Below are 20,214 nucleotides of genomic sequence, written 5' to 3'. Positions count from 1 at the left end.
AGTACATTTGGGGACATGGGGAATGAAACTCAGTCAAACATGACAGTGGTGTGGTTACTTAAAGCACCAAATCTTAATCGGGAGCTCACAAATGGCGCAAATACAAAGAAATCAACCACTATACGAGCAGTTAATGTGGCGAATCAAAGCGCAAGTTGCTGCCGGCGTATTAGTGATTGGTGAAAAATTACCATCGGTCCGTGAAATGGCATTAATTGAGGGATTAAATCCAAACACGGTAGCCAAGGCATATAAAGCACTTGAAGCGCAAAACGTAATCGAGACTGTAACTGGAAAAGGGACTTTTATTCGCAGAAATGGGGAAAATGCGGATAATGAACTTGTTGAACAGCTCAAAAACAAGCTAACAGAAGTAACAATTGAAGCCAAACGGGTTTCAATTAGCCCGAATCAGCTTCACAGCTGGATTGATGAATTGTACGGAGAGAAACAATGACATTGATTTTGGAAAATATTTCAAAAAAAATACAGCATCAGCAAGTCTTAAAAAATGTTTGCTTTGAATTAAATGAAGGTGAAATTGTTGGTCTTGTTGGTCGTAATGGTGCCGGAAAAACAACACTTTTTCGAACAATTGTTGGTGAAATGAAAGCTGATTTTGGACGAATTGGGCTTGATGATCAAGACTATGTGCGGACGATTAGCGTGCATGATCAGTTATTCTATGTTGATATGCCAGAAAATTGGTTGGCACATTATACACCAAACAAAATTAAATCAATTTTGTCGTTGTCCTACAAAGATTTTTATTCTGATTGGTATGATGAGCGCATTAAGCAATTTAATCTGAATAGTAAAAAACGCGTACAAACTTATTCTAAGGGCATGCGTGCACTATTTACAATCATTGTAGGTTTTGCCAGTCGCGCTCGCTATGTTTTGTTAGATGAGCCGTTGGATGGGTTAGATGTTTTAATAAGAGACCAAGTTAAGCAATTGATTATCGATCGTGTGAACAAAAATAACACGACGGTTTTGATTGCTTCGCATAACTTAATAGAGCTTGATACATTAGTTGATCGTATCTTATTATTGAAAGACGGTAGCATTAATATGACGTTTGCTATTGAAAACAATAACAACATCAAAAAATATCAAGTAGCCTATGACAATGATGAAATGTTGGCGTTTTTGCGTGACAATGGCACGATTATTGCTCACGTTGGTCATATCGTAACGGTTGTCTTTAGTGATTTCGATGAGAGCATTGGGATCAAACTAGCCGGATCAGATTTTAAGTTTATTGAAGAATTGCCTATTGGTAGTGAAGACATTTTCCGTGCTAGCTTTGCAAGTGAAGCCCATGCTTGGCAAAAAGAATTGGAGGGTGAGTAATGTTACGTGCGATAAAAATTTATGGCAAAATGAAAGCACCTCAGTTGATATTAATTGCTTTTTTGGGCATTGCAGTGTCGGCAATTATTATTGGTACAAACTTTATTGATTCTGGTACAGCTTCTGGTGGCGATAATGCAAGTGAGCTTAGCAGTCAATTAATGATTATTTTGCAATTTGCGGCACTACTTTCCTTTTATAATGATAAAACACGGCATCTTGATGCTTGGTTAGTCACACAAAATATGTCACGTCGACAAATATTGTTGAGTAAAATATTTTGGCTGATAATCGCACCAATTGCATTTGCAGCTATGATTGATTTGCTTTTAACGATTACCATGCAACCTAGCGATTGGACGCATGCGTTAAGAAGTAATATTATCAATGGTACGTTTAGTTTACTGTTTGCTAGCCTAGTTCTTGGTGTCAGCTTAGTTATAGGTCCTATCTGGCAAAAAGTTGCAGGAAGTATCTATCTTATCGTCGTGTTTGAAGCTATCACCCACACGTCTGCGGATCAAATGTTATCAAGACAGTATTTTATTAACGATTTGATGACATCGGTACTGGCTATTATCGGTATTTCATTAGTGGCATTGACAATTAGTTATTACTTGGTTGAGCATGTTGGTGTTGATACTGAAGATGAACCGGTACGATTAACCTATCTTAAATGGCCGGTTGTGATATTTGTTTTTCTATCAATGTTGGTATTACAGCTTAATGCCGGTGGTGGTATGCTAGATAAACTGTTGTTTCCAGCAATTTTAAGCATCACCACGTTCATTTTTGTTTTTAAACCTAAGTTATCTTGGGAAAGATAATACATTCAAATTAGTTGCATAAATATAGAGGGGAAATAATGGCATTATTAGAAGTAAAAAACGTTAGCAAAAAATATGGGGCACGTGCCGCAATGGATCAAGTTAGTTTTGAGGTTGAGGCTGGCCATATCGTTGGACTAATTGGGCCCAACGGTGCTGGAAAATCGACGACAATGCGTGCGATTACTGGATTGATGAGTTATTCATCAGGTACAATTTCGTTTGATGGACAACCTGTGACGTTTAGTAATCATCAAGCATTGGATAAAATTGGTAATTTGATTGAGTATCCATCAATTTATCCTAATTTGACAGCCTTAGAACATTTGAAGTTGTATGCAATGGATACAAAATCGCCTGCAGACTTTAAAATGCTCATGCATAAAACACAAATCGATGGCGATAACTTTGGAAAACGAAAGGCCAAAAACTTTTCATTGGGGATGAAGCAACGTCTTGGTATTGCAATTGCGCTGATTAGAAATCCAAAACTGGTCATTTTAGATGAACCAATGAACGGATTAGATCCACAATCAGTTCATGATTTGCGTGAATTAATTCGCTCTTTGGCTGATGAGGGCACAGCATTCTTGATATCAAGTCATCTGTTAGATGAATTACAAAAATTGGTTGATGATGTTGTGATTATTAATCATGGCAAAATTATCGAAAAAGACACGATGTCTAATTTCTTTAGCCACGATAAAGTGCGCTGGACAGTTGATACTAATGACAATGAGGCAGCATTGCTAGTTGTTCAAGAGCATAATTGGCAGGCAAGTATTGATGATGGGCACCTGCAAATTACTGGGGCGGAAAGTTTGCAAGAAGTTATTTCAGCGATTAATCAAGCTAATCTTAAAATTTTAACACTTAATACCATCACTGGGAATTTGGAAAAGTCGTTGTTGGATATGCTGGCAGCAGACGATAAGGGGGAATAAGTCGTGTTAACATTGATGAAACAAGAGTATTATAAAGCTTTTAAGCAAAATAAATTATATATTTGGTTAATTTTGAGTTTTATTTTTCCGATAGCTATTATTGGTATTTTTAAATCACAAAGAACGCCAGCATCAGTAATTAATTTGGGACAAGCACTACTGTACGTACAAATGGCCGGTATTATTATTACTGCTTTATCAGTATCCCAAGAATTTGGTTTTGGCACTATTCGACCATTGTTATCACGTCGCTTTAGTCGCGGCAGTGTCTTTGTAAGTAAACTGTTGCTGAACTTGAGTGTCTATATTGGTTTGTTTGTCACAGCATTTATTGGGACTGTCTTAGCGGTTGCTTTGTTTATACCAAAGTATGATTTCAGTAAATCTCTTGGGTATACAGGTAATAGTTGGCAAACTATGGGGATTGGCATGCTTGATACAGCTATTCAAATGATATTTGTGGCTGCGTTAGTGTTGATGATTACGAATTTAGTTAAAAGTTCTGGAGCAGCAATTGGATTAGGTGTTGTGATGATTGTGGCAACACCACTAATCGGTGTTATTTCGGTAAAGTTGATTGACCTAGCGGCCATTTTTAAATGGAATCCATTTAATATTTATTTAGGTATGTCTAATATCGGACAACTATCACCTCAACTAATGAAACAAGCGATGCACATATCACAAAATGGGTTAATTGTAGCTTATTTAATCTACATTGCACTGATGTATGGTATTGCATATCTGATTTTCAAAAAGCGTAGTGTGTAATGTTTCACGTGAAACAAACATGCTCTCACTTTTTAAAAAGCCTAACATTTTAGACAATATTAGTCGTCTAAAATGTTAGGCTTTTTTGATGCGGGCGTTTGTAAATGAAGGGTTTTTGTCGACGTTGTTGCCAAAAAATTAGCATCATGTTCGATAATTATCATCGTTGGTTGTATTTGATTGATAATGTTAGCAATTTGCTCTTGATTGAAAACATCAAGATAATTTAAAGGTTCATCCCAAATATACAATTCGGCTGGCGTCATAAGGGACTTAGCTAATTCAATGCGCTTTTGTTGTCCCATACTCATGTGTTCGATTCGATTTTGAAAAACGTGACGTTCAAGGCCAAGTTTGAAAAGATTATTGAGTAAATCTTCATAGGATAAATGATTTGCCAAGGCAAACTCAGCTAGTGTGCCATGATTATCATCATAATTTTGTCTGAGATAGCTGATGGTTAGGCTTTGGGGGTGTTGCATTTTCCCAGTTGCAGTACCAGCAAAATTATCTTGTAAGTATTGTACAAGAGATGATTTACCGGCACCATTGTTACCCTGAATAGCTAATCTTTCACCGAGATTAAGTTCAAACGAAATTGGTTCAAATAGTGGTTTGTCATAGTTTAATTGTAGATTTTTTACTTTGAGTAACTGTTGGTGAGTTGTTGGCGTGAAATTTAACGTTAGTGGTGATACTGATTCAATATTTTTTAAAAGCGCTGATTTTGCTTCGACTTTGCTTTCAGAACGTTTAGCAATTGCTTTAGATCGTTTTGCTTGTTTCTTGGCGAGACGGCGTGAAGCAGAATCATTCGTTTCATTTTCACGTTGGAGAGCCCATGTGGCAACAGTTTTTGATACCTGTTTGATATGTTTAATTTCTTTTTTTAACTGATCATTTTGCTCTTTTTCATAGGCGTCTGTTTGCTTTTTTTGGTCATCATATACTTGAAAGTTACCCTTTTGCAACAAAACTTTGTGTTTTTCAATTGATAAGGTATGGTCAACAATTTCGTCAATGAAGTTGCGGTCATGGCTGACTACAATGAAACCTTGTTTCTTTTCCTTTAAGTAGTGAACAACTTGTTGTCGTGATGCTTGGTCTAAATGATTAGTCGGTTCGTCAATTAATGGAAAACTGGTATCGTCGACAAATAAAAGTGATAGTAAAACTTTGGTTTGTTCACCACCAGATAAGCTCGAAAATTTGCGCCAGAGAATATCATCTGTTAATCCTAACAAGGTGAGTTCACGTGATATTTTCCAAAAATCGAAGTTTGATAGTGCCTGCAAAATATTATAAGTTATCTGCTGTGAGTCTTGAATTGTCTGGGGAAAATACGTAAATTTGCTGTTTTGACTAATGTCGCCAGCATATTGATAATCTCCCATCAGTAGTCGTAAAAGCGTTGTTTTACCACGCCCATTACGACCAATCAAACCCAACTTCCATTGGGTAGATAGCCTCAAATTGATATCTGAAAAAAGTTGCGTACCCTGTTGATCAAATCCAAAATACAAATGTTTTATCTCAATATCCATCATAAATCACCTCATCAAAAATTTATTCATTGATTGTCGAGATGGTAAATTTGATGGCAACTAAAAAGACCCACCCTATGAACGATTAAACCAAATCTCGAAAATCAGCACACTTGTCTACACCGCTAACAAGTGTTTCCGTCATTTTCGTTAAATAGCTTATTTGTTCAACAGTAAGTCCCTCAACTTTTCATAAATTATTTTAATTTTATCATTGAATATTCATAATATCAAGTCTAAAACCGACAGAGTCATTATTTTGTTGTTTGAATTGTCAAATGTTATATGGTATGCTTAACAAACCATAAGTAGAATGGAGAATTAGTGACTTGTCAGAAAATATAGCTAGTCAACTTAGAAAAGGTATTTTACAAGGCTTTTTGCTCATTCTACTTGATAAAGAACCAAATTATGGTTATGGCATCATGAAAAAAATGTCGGAATATGGTCTAGGGGATGTGCCTAAAGGCACGATTTATCCGTTGCTCACCAATATGACAACAAAAGGCTTGATTAAATACCAAATTCAAGCTTCTGATGGTTTGAGAACGAGAAAATATTATTACATAACCGAAGCCGGCAAAGCAGAAAAACAAGTTTTTAGCCGTGAGTGGCTGGGCATTAGTCGCAGTATGAATAGCATTTTGGGGGAAGAAAATGAATAGTAGTCAAAAATTGATTGAAAAGAACAATAGTTTGCGAAAAAAACTCAATCTAAAAAATGAGGTGTTTTATAGTGATTTTTTGATATACATGAGACTTGGCAGTATTACCAAAAAAGAAACTGTTGTGGAAAATATATTACTTGAAATTTTAGAAGATATTCTTGATGCACAACGAGAAAACATTGATGCGAACAAGTATTTTGGTAAGTCGCCGAAAATGGTAGCGGATGATATTTTAAAATCGATTCCTAATAGTATTACTGATACAGTTAAGCTAGCCATGACGGGGCTGTTTAGTTTTGCAATTATGACTTTATTGCCAGTGCTGGCAAATCCTAATGCGAAGATTGATTTGGGGAATATGATTTTCGCAGGCATCTATACTTGCCTAGCAAGCATGTTAATTTTGAAGCAAGTAGCGCGGTCAATCTATGTAATTAACCGTTTTATGTCAAACAAAGTGGTCAGATATGTGACTTATTTTGTTTTAGCGAGCGCCATACTGGCACCTGTGTATTTGATTCTTTTCTTTGTTAAAACGCCCTTGACCTTTTCACTAAATGGTCTTACTGGTGTTATGGTGTCTGTGTTGATTATGGCGGGCTTCATCGTTTGGTGGTTACGTTCAAATGATCGAAAATTTAACTTTCCAATGCTGTTTGCAGCCTTGGTATTTGGCATACTGTCATTGATTATTAGAATACCGAATGTGCAAGACACAGTTTTTAGGAGCCAGTTTGGTAAAAATAGTTACGCGATTATTATCATGGTTGCTTTGGTGTCATTTTATGTTGTCAGTCACATCGTGCATAAAAAACAGAGTGATTAATGATTATCTTACACAATTAAAGTAGTCAAGCATTTCAAATCTCAAATTTAATGACAAAAAAATCCGCTGAATATTCAGCGGACTATTAAACGGTGATAGCAGTCAGTGATGACATTTAGGACTAAAAATTAGCCGTGTCAGCATTGGTATGTGTGCCACCGACGCCAGCAAGCGAATCAAGTTCGGACACTTCATCATTGGTTAAGGCAAAATCAAAAACGTCTAAATTAGCCTTAATGTAGTTTTCATGCGTTGATTTTGGCAGTGGCAAAAATCCCTTTTCCAGAGACCATCGAATGAGTACTTGTGGGACGGATTTGTGATATTTTTCCGCAATTGTCGCAACTTGTGGCAAATCCACTAAACGTCCAGTGCCCAGTGGTGAATAGGCTTCACTGACAATGTCATGTGCTTTGTCATAAGCGACAAGTTCGTCCTGTGTGTCAGAAGGGTTCAAAAAGTTTTGATTAACCATTGGTGCAATTTTTTGCGTTTTTGCCAAACTCTCGAGATGATGAATTTGAAAATTAGAAACACCGATTGCTTTGGCTTTTCCAGCTTCGTAAGCGGCTTCAAAGGCGCGCCACGTCTCGGTGTTGGCCTTTTCCCAAGCGTTTTGACCCTGAGCTTTGATTGCTGCAGGATTTGGCCAGTGAATCAGATAAAGATCGACGTAGTCTAGCCCTAACTTTTGTAGGGAGATATCTAAAGCTTTTTGAGCTGCTTCAAATGAATGTGCGTCATTCCAAAGCTTAGTTGTGACAAATAGGTCTTCACGGTTAATGCCAGAATCTTTGATAGCGCGACCAACAGATTCTTCATTTCCATAAGCTGCTGCAGTATCAATATGACGATAGCCAGCTTCTAATGCCCAACGAACAGCTTGATAAGCAACATCTCCGTCAGCGCTTTGCCACGTACCAAATCCAATAACAGGAATTTTAGTACCATTTGCAAGTGTGTATGTATCATTTTGAGAAGTCATAAGAGTACCTCTATTTTTTTATTTGGCGAATGAAAAAATCATTTGCCTGGTACAGTCATTATAACATGAACACGGAACAAATGTTCGCGCAAGCGACTGGTTATTATAACTATGATAAAATAGAGATAACGCATGAATTTTATCAAAAGGATAACGATATGACATTAACAAACTTCAATATCACTGATGAAACAAATTGGCAAAACATTTATTTAAACGCTTTTCCAGCCCATGAACGTTTGCCGTTCAAATCCTTAAAGCAAAAGGTGAATGACAATAACCAGATTAAAATGTTAACGTTTAAAAGTGATGATCGTGTTGCTGGTATCTTATTTTTAGTGACATTGGCAGATGATAAGGCATTTATTCTATATTTCGCCGTCGATGCAACTATTCGCGGTAAAGGAATTGGCAGTCAAATGCTATCATTTTTGAAACAACAGTATACGGGTGGCATTATTTTGGAATCTGAAATTATTGGTACTGATGCAGACAATGAACAACAACGGTCGCAACGTTATCATTTTTATCAAAGAAATGGTGTCTTGGATTCAGGATTTGTCGCTCAAAATATGGGTGGGACTTTTCATTTGCTAAGAACCAGTGAGCAAATTACAGTGGCAGATTATTTAAAAGCCATTGATATCTTAGGGCTAACGACTACAATGCAATAGACGATGACGTCTATTTTTTTTTAGTGCATTCTGCGGTATGATAGAAAAATGGAAAACTGGTTGATAAAACGTGCACAACTCACGCCTAATCGCGTTGCTGTGCAGGAAAAAGGGCAGCAACTGACCTTTCAAGAAGTTGCTGATCGAACAAAAAAAATTGCTGAGCGATTGACGGTAGTGGCGGGAACAAAACCAAGGATTGCCTTAATTGTCACGAACACAATTGCGAGTTATTTGACGATTATGGCAGTACAGCAACTTGGCAAAACGATTGTTTTTATTAATCGCCGTTTGTCAGTTGATGAAATTAACTATCAATTGACAGATGCTGATATTTCGCTTTTAATCACAGACGAAGACTATCAGCATCAGCTAAATGTGGATAAACAATTAACGTTTAATGCCTTATCCACTGGCAGATCATCACGACTAGATTTGGTTGAAAATTTTCCTGATGATGCTGTTACCAGTATTATGTATACTTCTGGTACTACTGGTAAACCAAAAGGTGTGATGCAAACCTTCAATAATCACTTTTTTTCAGCTATGGGCAGTGCTCTAAATTTGGGGTTGACTGCTGATGACGCTTGGTTAACAGCGGTGCCTATTTTTCATATTAGTGGTTTTTCAATTTTAATGCGGGGTCTGATTTATGGCATGCGCGTGGTGCTGTTACCAAAATTTAATGCGCATCAAGCGAATGAGCTACTCGTTAATAGTCATATTACGACTATGTCGGTAGTGCCTGTGATGCTTAAACAACTACTAAACGATTTGCCGGAAAATGTGTCTTATAATAGTGGATTTCGTACGATGCTGTTAGGTGGCGGTCCCACGGATCGCGCAACATTAAAGCGAGCACAGGCCCATCATATTCCAATCATTCAGTCTTATGGCATGACTGAGACTGCCTCGCAAGTGATTGCTTTAGACGCTGAATACGCCGATGAAAAATTAGGATCGGTCGGTAAACCATTATTTCCAGTGAGCTTGAAAATTGCTGATCATCTTGGCGTGCCAGTTAGAATGGGTAATATTTGGATTAAGTCACCAACGTTGACAACTGGTTACCTTAATCAGCCAAATAAATTAGCAGAAAAGTGCCATGACGGGTGGTTTAACACTGAAGATTTTGGTTATCTAGATGATGATGGATTCTTGTTTGTGCAGGGTCGTGAAGGTGATATGATCAGTTCTGGTGGCGAAAATATTTTTCCAGATGAAATAGAATCAGTTTATTTAAAGTTGTCAGAGATTGACAACATTGTGGTGGTTGGTGTTCCTGATGAACAGTGGGGGCGAGTGCCAGTGGCCATTGTGGCGGGTAGCGAACTATCCTTAGCCAACTTAAAAGCCTACGGACGCGAAAAACTAGCACATTACAAAGTACCCAAACGGTTTTATTTTGCAAACGACTGGCATCGAACTGCCAGTGGTAAGACGCAGCGCATCAAATTCATAGCAGAAATCACACGATTGAAGGAGCTAACATGACCCTATCACCTAAAAATACTGATGTACAATCCCTGTTTAATACCATTGCGCCAGAATATGACAAAATGAACAATATTATTAGTTTGGGAACGCATAAAAATTGGCGACAAAAAGTTATGAAAAAAATGGTTTTTCCAAAAGGTGCTGAAATTATTGATTTAGCAACTGGAACGGCTGATTGGGCAATTGCCTTGGCAGAAAAAAGCGACCCCACAGCAAAAATAACGGGGTTGGATTTTAGTCGGGAAATGCTCACAGTTGGGCAACATAAAGTCGACTTGAGTGACTATGCAGATAAAATCACACTAGTGCAAGGCGATGCTATGTCACTGCCATTTGAAGATAATCATTTTGATATTGTGACTATTGGCTTTGGTCTTAGAAACTTGCCTGATCCAATTCAAGGGTTACGCGAGATGTATAGGGTGCTTAAGCCGGGTGGACAACTCGTCGTTCTTGAAACATCTCAACCAGATAATCCTATTGTTAAGCCCTTTTGGCGCTTATATTTTGGACAAGTGATGCCATTGCTGGGGAAATATTTTGCAAATGGTAAATACTCGGCTTATAAATATTTAGATGAAACGACTGAAAACTTTATGGATTATATGACATTGGGTCAAGTAATGCTGCGATTAAAGTTTCAAAAAGTTGTTATTTCTAGATTTAATTTGGGTGCTGCGGCCGTGCATTATGCTACAAAATGACTGCATTTGTGCCGGATAATGATTTAACAACGATGGTGTTGAAAGTGAGAAATAAACCATGGCTGAAATGAACGAACAACTCAAAAAACAATTTTTTGTTGATCAATTGTCACAAGATCAAGAACGTGTCATTGGCGATATCAATGATTATATCGGCACTAGTGTCGCAAATAACAACCACGCTGTTGCGATTATTCAGGGGGCAGCTGGTACGGGCAAGTCTGTTGTACTGATGGATCTTGTCACTAAATACATGACTGATAAACGTTATAAAACAGCCTTGGTGGTTAATCACCCTGAACTCTTCAAAGCCTATAAAGACATTGCGGAAAGTATTCCGGGTATGCGAGAGCGAGATATTACGCGCCCGACGCCACTAATTAACCATGCTCAAAAAAACCATTGGCGATATGATGTCATTTTTGTGGATGAAGCGCATTTATTATTGTCCAAGCCCGAACCATATATGCATTATAACGGCAACAATCAACTAACTGATTTAATGGATTTAGCTAAAATTGTGGTAGTTGTTTATGATTTTGCACAAGTTTTTCAATCAAAAATGTATTGGTCAAAAGACTTTTTATACAAAACAATCGGCAATCGGCCACATAAGTTGTTTGATATGAATTTTCAGTACCGCATGATTGCCAGTGAGTCACAAGTAAAATGGATGGACGATCTAACGGCTGAAAAACCATTATATCCGTTCCCAAATGATAGTGACTTCGAGTTCAAAGTTTTTGATAAAGCTGGGGAACTTTACGACAATATTGTCCAAAAAAATAAGTCAGTCGGGTTAAGCCGAGTTGTTGCAACGTCAGGATTTCCAAGGATTGATGGCCGTCATAACGTTGAAATGGATAGCTTTTCACTGCCTTGGGATGAATGGGATCCACAACGCACACACTGGGCTAAACGTGAATACTCTATTAAGCAAGTTGGAACAATATATACCTTGCAGGGTTTTGATTTGAATTTTGTGGGGATGATTATTGGACCATCGTTTGGCTATGATGCAAAAACAGACAGCATGACTATTTTGCCAGAGAAATACTCACACAAGGAAATATTTAAGAAACGTCAGGATAAACAGTTTACAAAAGCCGAATTTAAAGCTTTCATTGCCAACGTTTTAAATGTTTTGATGAAACGTGGTAAATATGGTTTATACCTAACGGCTTATGATGATTCTCTACGGCAACGACTGTTAGAATTGTATCGTGACTAATGACATTTGACGTAACACAAATTTTTAAGAACGACACAAAAATCGCTGATGAATTAATATCATCAGCGATTTTTAATATCACTCATTTTTGGTGTAAAATGACTCATAAAAAAAGCCTGAAGTTAGTTCTAAAAATTGAATAAATATTGTGAATATAACAACGATATTAACAAGTTATATCGTTATTTTTTTTCGATGATATTGTGACCGCTTCTGACATCATTATCAAAATAAAATCTAAAATGCTGCTAAATAAGGGTTTGGCGGATGTCTTGTTTTAAAGTAATCAAGCCATAAAGAAATTAATTTTTACATTTTTCTGACAAACGTTTGCCAAAAATTGTGATACAATTTACAAATAACGTTAAATGAAAACGTGGTTAAAAAATTATGGAGAATGAGTATTATGAGAGAGAAATCCGTGGCAAGAAAGAAGCTTTATAAGGCAAAAAAAAGTTGGGTGGTAGCTGGGTTGACTACTGCTTTTTTGATGGTGAATCAAGCCAGTGTAAGTGCTGATCAAAATGTAAATGATCCATCGGTTGCAACAACGACGCAGAATGTAGTAACAGATCAGGACACTAGTATTGATGCGTCTGTAGCGACGACAGTTAATCCAAATTTGGATGATACTCAAGCTGATAACACCAATATTCAGACGCCAACAGATCAAAATGATGAGTCAAAAGACACCACGCCAAAAGTTGAAACAGGCGATACAACGAATAGCCAATCAACAGAAGCTCAGGAAACAACAGCTCAAACTAATAATGACGTAGAAACACCACAAAATAGTGATGCAGCGATTGAGACAGGATTATTGACAACAAATAATCAGATCAGATACGTTAATCCTGATGGCACAGTTTTGACAGGCGCATACAAAACAATTAATGGTAATACCTATTATTTTGATGACGACAGTGGCGTTGCACTGGTTGGGCTACACAAAATTGGAGATACCCTTAAGGGATTTAGTCTTAATGGTGTCCAAGTCAAAGGAGATTATTTAACGGCAGCCAACGGAGATAAATATTACTTTGATTCCAACGGTAATGCGGTATCCGGAGTGCAACAAATTAATGGCAAGACCTATTATTTTGACAGCACTGGTAAATTAATGAAGGGTTACACAGCAGTATTAAATGGTGTCGTAACTTTCTTCAATAGCACAACTGGTGAAGCAGATAATACTGATGCCTCAACCATTAAAACTGGCGTTACAATCGACAACTCGGATTACACAGTTCATAATGCTGCCTATGATAATACAGCCGCCAGCTTTGATAATATCAATGGCTATCTGACGGCAGAAAGTTGGTACAGACCTAAAGAAATATTGGAAAATGGTGAGTCATGGCGGCCATCTACTGCTGAGGATAAACGTCCCATTTTAATCACTTGGCAACCGGATATTGTGACCGAGGTCAATTATCTCAACATGATGGCTGCAAATGGTTTGCTCTCGATTAACGCACCATTTACAACCGCTAGTGATCTTGCCATTATGAATGACGCTGTGAGAGCTGTTCAAAAAAATATTGAGATGCGAATTAGCCAAGAAAAATCAACCGACTGGTTAAAAGCGTTGATGACTCAGTTTATTAATACACAACCACAGTGGAACGAGGTGAGTGAATCACCAAGCAATGATCACTTACAAGGTGGTGCATTAACGTATGTCAATAGTCCATTGACGCCTGATGCTAATTCGAATTTTCGTTTGCTTAATCGAACTCCGACTAATCAATCTGGTACAACGCGTTATGACACTGATAAATCTAAAGGTGGGTTTGAATTATTATTAGCAAATGATGTTGATAATTCCAATCCAGTAGTTCAAGCTGAACAACTTAACTGGTTGTACTATTTAATGAATTTTGGTTCAATTACAGCTAATGATCCAACGGCTAATTTCGATGGTATTAGAGTTGATGCTGTTGATAACGTGGACGCTGATTTGTTGCAGATCGCTTCTGATTACTTTAAATTAGCTTACGGCACCAGTTTATCTGACACAAATGCTAACCAACATTTATCGATTTTGGAAGATTGGTCTGCTAATGATGCGGAATACATGTCAAAAACGGGTAGTAATCAATTGACAATGGACACGTATACGCAGCAACAATTACTCTTTTCATTGACAAAACAAGTTGGTAATCGTGCTGACATGCGACGCTTCCTAGAATACTTTATGATTAATCGTGCCAACGATTCAACCGAAAATGTTGCGACGCCAAATTACTCATTTGTTCGTGCACATGACAGTGAAGTTCAAACGGTAATTGCTACAATAATTAAAGATTTACATCCTGATGTGGTGAATAGTCTTGCGCCAACTCAAGCGCAATTAGAAGAGGCATTTGCCGTGTATAACGCTGATATGAATCGGGTGGATAAACAATATACCCAATACAATATGCCAAGTGCTTATGCCATGCTTTTGACCAATAAAGATACGATTCCACGTGTGTATTATGGTGATTTATATACAGATGATGGTGAGTATATGGGCACGCAAACACCCTATTATGATGCTATCGTTAATTTATTGCAGTCTCGCGTTAAATATGTTGCAGGTGGACAGTCAATGGCGGTTGATCAACATGATATTTTAACAAGTGTGCGTTATGGCAAAAATTTGGCTGACGCTAATGCGACATCAGATGATTTAACCAGTATTAACTCAGGTATAGGTGTTATTGTTTCTAATAATCCCAACCTTTCGTTGGCGTCTGGTGAAACCGTCGTGCTCCATATGGGCATTGCACATGCAAATCAAGTTTATCGTGAGATACTTGAGACAACCGACAACGGTATTGCAAATAATACCGATATTTTTAAAACAACAGACAGTAATGGGGACTTGATTTTCACTGCTTCTGAAATTCATGGCTATAGTAATGTTCAAGTATCTGGCTTCTTATCAGTTTGGGCGCCTAAAGATGCTACGGATGATCAAGATGTACGTACTGCTGCTAGTGAATCGACTTCTAATGATGGCAATACGCTTCATTCAAATGCTGCCTTAGATTCCAACCTAATTTATGAAGGCTTTTCAAACTTTCAATCAACACCTCAGTCAGAAAGTGAATTTGCAAATGTCAAAATAGCTGCTAATGTTAATCTGTTCAAATCTTGGGGTGTCACGAGTTTCCAAATGGCACCGCAATATCGCTCGAGCACCGATACAAGCTTTTTGGATTCCATTATTCAAAATGGTTATGCCTTCACTGATCGTTACGATTTGGGATTTGAAACGCCAACGAAGTATGGAACCGATCAGCAATTGCGTGATGCGATTAAAGCATTGCATGCTAATGGCATACAAGCAATGGCTGACTTTGTGCCAGACCAGATTTATAATTTGCCTCAAACAGAACTGGTGTCTGTATCACGCACCGATAGTCTTGGTAATCAGTCAGCCAATTCAAATGCAGCCAATGTATTGTATGTATCTCACACAGTTGGTGGTGGCGAATATCAAAGTAAATATGGTGGTGAGTTCTTAGCAATTATTAAGTCTAAATATCCAAGTTTATTCAAAACAATTCAGGTTTCGACAGGACTGCCAATTGATGATTCAACTAAGATTAAAGAGTGGTCGGCAAAATACTTTAATGGTTCAAATATTCAAGGACGTGGTTTTGGATATGTGCTATCTGATGGTGGTACGCAGAATTACTTTAAAGTGATTTCGAACAGTACAGATGATGACTTTTTGCCTAATCAGCTGACTGGAAAACCCACAATGACAGGCTTTGAACAAACAAGTAAGGGTATTGTATATTACTCTAAGAGTGGTATTCAGGCTAAAAATCAATTCGTCAAAGATGATGTTTCTGGCAATTACTATTATTTCAATAAAAATGGTCTGATGACAGTTGGTAGTAAGACAATCAATGGTAAAAACTATATGTTTTTGCCAAATGGTGTAGAGTTGCGGGGATCCTTTTTACAAACAGCGGATGGGACCGTCAATTACTATGCGACTAATGGGGCACAGGTTCAGGATAGTTACGTGACCGACACAGAAGGTAATAGTTATTACTTTGATGGTGATGGGGAAATGGTAACTGGTACTTATACAGTTGATGGACATGCGCAATATTTTGATGTGAATGGTGTTCAAACAAAAGGTGCCATCATTACTCTTGGCGGTGTGCAACGCTATTATCAAGCTGGGAATGGTAATTTGGCAACGAATCAATATGTCAGTTACAACAACAGCTGGTACTATGCCAACACCAAGGGCGAGTTAGTGACTGGTGTTCAAAGTATTAATGGTAACGTTCAATATTTTGCCAGCAATGGGCAACAAATTAAAGGTCAAATTGTTGTGACTGGTAATCAGAAAAGTTATTACGATGCAAACACTGGAAATCTTATCAAAAATGACTTTTTGACACCGGATCAAGGTAAAACTTGGTATTATGCCGATCAAGATGGTAATCTTGTGGTAGGTGCGCAAGAGGTTAATGGTCACAAGCTGTATTTTGATGATAATGGGATACAAATCAAAGACCAAATCATCTCAAATGATGGGCAACAATATTATTATCAAGGTGGTAATGGTGATTTAGTCACAAATCGATATATCAGTTACAATGATAGTTGGTATTACGCCGACGCAACAGGTGTTCTTGTAACAGGTCAACAAATTATCAACGGTGAAACGCAATACTTTAGGACAGATGGTCGCCAAGTAAAGGGCCAAATTATTGCTGATGGTGATAAACAGCATTATTACGACGCAGATTCAGGCAATTTGGTTAAAAATAATTTTGTCACAGTCGATCAAGGTAAAACATGGTACTATGCTGATCAAGATGGTAATCTCTCACTGGTTGACCGATAAGGTGACTGAATCACTGTAGCTGACTTAACTAAACATTAAAGGTAACAGTAGGAATGTGCTGTTACCTTTTGTCAATCAAATATATGTAAGCGCTTGCAAATATAGAAGAGACATGCTATAATTTAGGTAGAGATTAGGAGGAGATCCTAATAACATTCAGATTTGTTGACGCCGTCAGTGACGATGGCAGGAATGGATTTCTTTCAATCTAGGAACGACTTACTTAGTGAAAATTGGTTAGTACCATTATGAAAATAGTTGTGTATTCTGGCTAGTTTGAAAATTAATAATATTTGCTCAGGCACTTGGCTTGAGGAATATTGTTGCTGGGTAAGTTGTTTTTTTGTTTTGACCCTTTTTGGTGAAATTAAGTCGTCTTTTTAGCCCAAAAAAGTTAGAATTTCTACAATACCAAACACAGCTAACAATGCTGTGAAAAAGAAACCGTACAAGTATCCAAACACTCTAAAAGGACTATCTGTTTTTGCAGCGTATGTGCGATAGGTTATAAACGCTTTGCGTGAGGCAAAACCTTGCCAAACGGCGGCCGACAGCAGTAACAGACCAACAATTAATTGCCACATAAATAACACCTCCCTTCTGAGTAAAATGATGTTAATTGGGTGAAACGGAACCGTGGATATTGCCGTGACCTGTTGTCAACAAGCATGAATTTGTCCCAATGAGTTATTTCATACTGCCCAATAAGAAAACAAAAGGTATTACCGCCGTTACTATAAAGAAAATGATGTTAACATAGTCAATTTTTTTAGTGTTCATAATGTTTATCCTACACTGTTGCGCTAGTTTTTCATGTTTTTAAAAATCATAGGAAGCGCTTACAATTTAATTGTATAGCTACTAATATCATAATTCAACTATATATGTCATGAAACGATAATTAATGTTCTAAAATAACGATTTTAATTAAGCGATTATCCGTTATGACAAACTATATTGGAATCTCAAAAGCGCTGAATCAACTATTTATTAGGTTTTGTCCGATAAATAGGTACGTTTTATGCAAGAATTTATATTAATAAAATGATATCATTTAAGGAATAAAATAGTTGCCGTTTATTAGTGTGATTGATAATTATGCCGTTAATTGGCACAAAGGTAATTAGAGTATTGGGAGAACAATGTTGATTATTGGAGAACGCATCAAGTTATTGAGAAAAACAAAAAAATTGACCCAAATAGATCTAGCAAAGACAATATTTGTTTCTTATCAGCTAGTGTCAAAGTGGGAAAGAAACCTAAGTGAACCGACGGCAGAAATGATGTTTACGATTATCGATAAATATCAACTACCTTTCGATTTTTTTTTGGACCCAGTGACCCAGCAAACGCAACATACAGCAAGAGAGAGAATTTTAAATGCCTTTTTAGAAAGTATGATTGCCTCGTATGACAAGAAACCAACTATCAACAAGGTTGCACAAGTTGCTGCATTGGAACCCGAACATGTGGCGCTTTATTTTGCTAATTCGGATGAATTAATCTATGAATTTTTCAACGAAGTTGATCGCAATATCAAAATTGAAATTGAAGCACAAGTTGCCTCACACCATGACTTGATTACTATTTTTATCAATAATATGGCCCCTTTACTTTATGCTAAGCGAGTGCCATTGCACGTTTTATACACGCGACCATACATTAAAGGGATTTGGCTGGCATTTATTAAATCAAAGTATAAACGAATTTTGTTAGCACATCATCAAGTGGACGAGCAAGAAGGATTGGCATTAGAGTATTTAATTGAAGTTTTAACAGCCTTTATATCTGTTTGGCTCAGTCAACCCAATCCAGAGCCGTTGAAAGCATTCCAGAGTCGTATGAGACGCTTAACCGGAAATAATATTAACCAATGGTTATAAAAAAACAGCAACTGCTGCTTTTAACGTTGCTGAATTTTATTTCGTAATTTTGGCAATATGTTGCAGTTCAGATAACTGCCATGACACGTAATTTTCGCCATTAGGGAGTGTTTCAGTGACGTTTACAACTGGTATGCCATGTGTTTTAGCTAGACTAATGATGTTACTGACGATCGTGCTGGAGGTTTGTTTGTTGTTAACAATAAAAGCGATTTGGTGATTCTCAATAGCTGATCTAAGTGACGCTAATGTTGTGGGGGAAGGATCATTACCCGCTTCAATTGCTTCAGAAAAATCTGAATCCATGACGTGATAGCCCAGTGCTTTTAGCATGTACTCAAAAACAGGTTCTGTTTGCGCAACTGATTGACCGTTAGAGTCTTGTGAGATTTGGGTGATTAATGATTGAATTGGCTTTAAGCTGGCAATATATTTTTTGGCATTTTTTTGAAAATCAGCTTTGTGGGCTGGATCTTCTTTGCCGAGTTGTTTTGCGAGATACTGTGCTGTTTTAATCATGGTTTCTGGATTATTCCAGAGATGAGGATTACTGCCAGTTTTTTGCTTTAAAACAGTTTCACCAACACGAATGAGCTTTGCTTGGTCAGAAGCCTTAGCTAATTTATTAAGCCATGTGTCGTAACCCAGTCCATTTGCCAAAGCAATATCCGCTTGACTGACTTGTTTTGCGACTGCTGTTGTTGGCTCGTAATCCTCGGGTGAAATGTTTTGATTTTTAATAATAGCGGTGGCTTTACCATGCGATCCGACAACTGCTTGCGCTAATTCGGCATAGAAATCAGTAGATGCGACAATTGTTATTTGATGATGCGTGCTGTTTTTTGAGGATGGGTGTTGTCCTTTAATAAGGGCGAAGCCCATAACAATAATCATGATGGTAGCCAATAAGGCGATAACTTTTTTCATTGGTTGTCTCCAATCTGGTTAAGTTGTTTCAAAAATTTCGTAATGGTCTTTTGTTGCTTAGGGGTGAAATTGGTCATAATTGTATTGAGGTGATCTAACATGGATTGATGGGCAGACTCATGGCGCAATGCTAATTGTTCACCACTCGGTGTTAATGAATAAAAAGTGCTACGCTTATCTGTTTCATTGATTGTCGCAATGACATAGTGATGAGCGATGAGATTTTTGATGGCTTTTGTGATGGCCGGACGTGATAATTCAACCGCTGTGGCAAGTTGTGTGTTAGTCAGTGACTGAGTGCGTAATAACATGAGCAAATGAGCTTGTGTCGCGTTGATATTTTGCCCCGCTGTACTTGTAATGACTTCTGAGTGACTAGCATATTCTTGTACGAAATGATTAAGTGCCGTCATGATTTCATTTGTTTCAGACATATATTCTCCAATACTTAACCGGTTAATTAACTAGTTAAGTATATCTTGTCCGACTAAAGATTGTCAATCATCAGTTTTTGAG

At 37.5% G+C, this 20,214-nt stretch carries 18 protein-coding genes; 13 read left to right on the top strand and 5 right to left on the bottom strand.

All coding sequences use genetic code 11. The features are described from left to right. Window positions 1-91 precede the first annotated feature (91 nt). From IEU65_RS05415 to IEU65_RS05395, 5 genes are read left to right on the top strand one after another with little or no spacing between them, the layout of a single operon-like run. Window positions 92-457: a GntR family transcriptional regulator gene (locus tag IEU65_RS05415; RefSeq protein ID WP_010278859.1), complete on the top strand. Its 366-nt coding sequence runs from the start codon at window positions 92-94 to the stop codon at window positions 455-457. Continuing rightward, window positions 454-1,356, top strand: a complete 903-nt coding sequence (locus IEU65_RS05410) for an ATP-binding cassette domain-containing protein (protein WP_010278856.1) — start codon at window positions 454-456, stop codon at window positions 1,354-1,356. Before IEU65_RS05415 ends, IEU65_RS05410 begins: the two co-directional genes overlap by 4 nt. After that, complete coding sequence (locus IEU65_RS05405) at window positions 1,356-2,183, top strand: hypothetical protein (RefSeq protein WP_010278853.1); 828 nt, start codon at window positions 1,356-1,358, stop codon at window positions 2,181-2,183. The genes IEU65_RS05410 and IEU65_RS05405 overlap by 1 nt, the downstream gene beginning before the upstream one ends. A 38-nt stretch (window positions 2,184-2,221) precedes the next feature. Further along, window positions 2,222-3,127 (top strand): ABC transporter ATP-binding protein, encoded by a 906-nt coding sequence (locus IEU65_RS05400; RefSeq protein ID WP_010278849.1) that lies wholly within the window; start codon window positions 2,222-2,224, stop codon window positions 3,125-3,127. Between the two features lie 3 nt (window positions 3,128-3,130). Then, complete coding sequence (locus IEU65_RS05395; protein WP_010278846.1) at window positions 3,131-3,898, top strand: ABC transporter permease; 768 nt, start codon at window positions 3,131-3,133, stop codon at window positions 3,896-3,898. Window positions 3,899-3,957: 59 nt separating this feature from the next. On the opposite strand, the gene abc-f is transcribed toward IEU65_RS05395, so the two are convergent. After that, the gene (gene abc-f / locus IEU65_RS05390) at window positions 3,958-5,445 is read right to left on the bottom strand and encodes a ribosomal protection-like ABC-F family protein (protein WP_031941011.1); all 1,488 of its coding nucleotides are present in this window, start codon (window positions 5,443-5,445) and stop codon (window positions 3,958-3,960) included. 326 nt (window positions 5,446-5,771) lie between these two features. Here abc-f and IEU65_RS05385 point away from each other — a divergent pair, with 326 nt between their 5' ends. Further along, the gene (locus IEU65_RS05385) at window positions 5,772-6,107 is read left to right on the top strand and encodes a PadR family transcriptional regulator (protein ID WP_010278840.1); all 336 of its coding nucleotides are present in this window, start codon (window positions 5,772-5,774) and stop codon (window positions 6,105-6,107) included. Further along, complete coding sequence (locus tag IEU65_RS05380) at window positions 6,100-6,936, top strand: DUF1129 domain-containing protein (RefSeq protein ID WP_010278836.1); 837 nt, start codon at window positions 6,100-6,102, stop codon at window positions 6,934-6,936. The genes IEU65_RS05385 and IEU65_RS05380 overlap by 8 nt, the downstream gene beginning before the upstream one ends. Before the next feature lie 121 nt (window positions 6,937-7,057). Here IEU65_RS05380 and IEU65_RS05375 read toward each other — a convergent pair whose 3' ends face one another. Beyond that, a complete protein-coding gene (locus IEU65_RS05375; RefSeq protein ID WP_010278832.1) occupies window positions 7,058-7,921 on the bottom strand; it encodes an aldo/keto reductase in 864 nt (287 codons plus the stop codon). A gap of 158 nt (window positions 7,922-8,079) precedes the next feature. On the opposite strand from IEU65_RS05375, the gene IEU65_RS05370 reads away from it, so the two are divergent. The 5 genes from IEU65_RS05370 to IEU65_RS05350 all read left to right on the top strand — a co-directional run bounded on the left by IEU65_RS05370 (window position 8,080) and on the right by IEU65_RS05350 (window position 16,888). After that, on the top strand, window positions 8,080-8,595 hold the full coding sequence (locus IEU65_RS05370) for a GNAT family N-acetyltransferase (RefSeq protein WP_031941010.1): 516 nt from the start codon (window positions 8,080-8,082) through the stop codon (window positions 8,593-8,595). A gap of 48 nt (window positions 8,596-8,643) precedes the next feature. Continuing rightward, entirely contained in the window at window positions 8,644-10,089 is a 1,446-nt protein-coding gene (locus IEU65_RS05365; RefSeq protein ID WP_010278825.1) for an o-succinylbenzoate--CoA ligase, read from the top strand. Then, complete coding sequence (gene ubiE, locus IEU65_RS05360) at window positions 10,086-10,796, top strand: bifunctional demethylmenaquinone methyltransferase/2-methoxy-6-polyprenyl-1,4-benzoquinol methylase UbiE (RefSeq protein ID WP_010278821.1); 711 nt, start codon at window positions 10,086-10,088, stop codon at window positions 10,794-10,796. Before IEU65_RS05365 ends, ubiE begins: the two co-directional genes overlap by 4 nt. 67 nt (window positions 10,797-10,863) lie before the next feature. Then, complete coding sequence (locus IEU65_RS05355) at window positions 10,864-12,027, top strand: DUF2075 domain-containing protein (RefSeq protein ID WP_010278818.1); 1,164 nt, start codon at window positions 10,864-10,866, stop codon at window positions 12,025-12,027. A gap of 406 nt (window positions 12,028-12,433) precedes the next feature. Further along, window positions 12,434-16,888 carry a glycoside hydrolase family 70 protein gene (locus tag IEU65_RS05350; RefSeq protein WP_010278815.1) on the top strand — a complete coding sequence of 1,485 codons (4,455 nt, stop codon included), beginning with the start codon at window positions 12,434-12,436 and terminating at the stop codon, window positions 16,886-16,888. Between the two features lie 380 nt (window positions 16,889-17,268). Here IEU65_RS05350 and IEU65_RS05345 read toward each other — a convergent pair whose 3' ends face one another. After that, the gene (locus IEU65_RS05345; protein ID WP_010278811.1) at window positions 17,269-17,472 is read right to left on the bottom strand and encodes a hypothetical protein; all 204 of its coding nucleotides are present in this window, start codon (window positions 17,470-17,472) and stop codon (window positions 17,269-17,271) included. Window positions 17,473-18,030: 558 nt separating this feature from the next. On the opposite strand from IEU65_RS05345, the gene IEU65_RS05340 reads away from it, so the two are divergent. Further along, window positions 18,031-18,771 carry a helix-turn-helix domain-containing protein gene (locus IEU65_RS05340; RefSeq protein ID WP_228935025.1) on the top strand — a complete coding sequence of 247 codons (741 nt, stop codon included), beginning with the start codon at window positions 18,031-18,033 and terminating at the stop codon, window positions 18,769-18,771. A gap of 36 nt (window positions 18,772-18,807) precedes the next feature. Here IEU65_RS05340 and IEU65_RS05335 read toward each other — a convergent pair whose 3' ends face one another. Beyond that, the gene (locus IEU65_RS05335) at window positions 18,808-19,698 is read right to left on the bottom strand and encodes a metal ABC transporter solute-binding protein (RefSeq protein ID WP_010278808.1); all 891 of its coding nucleotides are present in this window, start codon (window positions 19,696-19,698) and stop codon (window positions 18,808-18,810) included. Next, complete coding sequence (locus IEU65_RS05330; RefSeq protein ID WP_010278803.1) at window positions 19,695-20,132, bottom strand: MarR family winged helix-turn-helix transcriptional regulator; 438 nt, start codon at window positions 20,130-20,132, stop codon at window positions 19,695-19,697. The genes IEU65_RS05335 and IEU65_RS05330 overlap by 4 nt, the downstream gene beginning before the upstream one ends. Between the last annotated feature and the right edge of the window lie 82 nt (window positions 20,133-20,214).

It is taken from the genome of Leuconostoc pseudomesenteroides KCTC 3652 (assembly GCF_014634745.1).
GTDB classification, from domain to species: domain Bacteria; phylum Bacillota; class Bacilli; order Lactobacillales; family Lactobacillaceae; genus Leuconostoc; species Leuconostoc pseudomesenteroides.
This window is presented reverse-complemented; position numbering and strand designations above follow the sequence as displayed.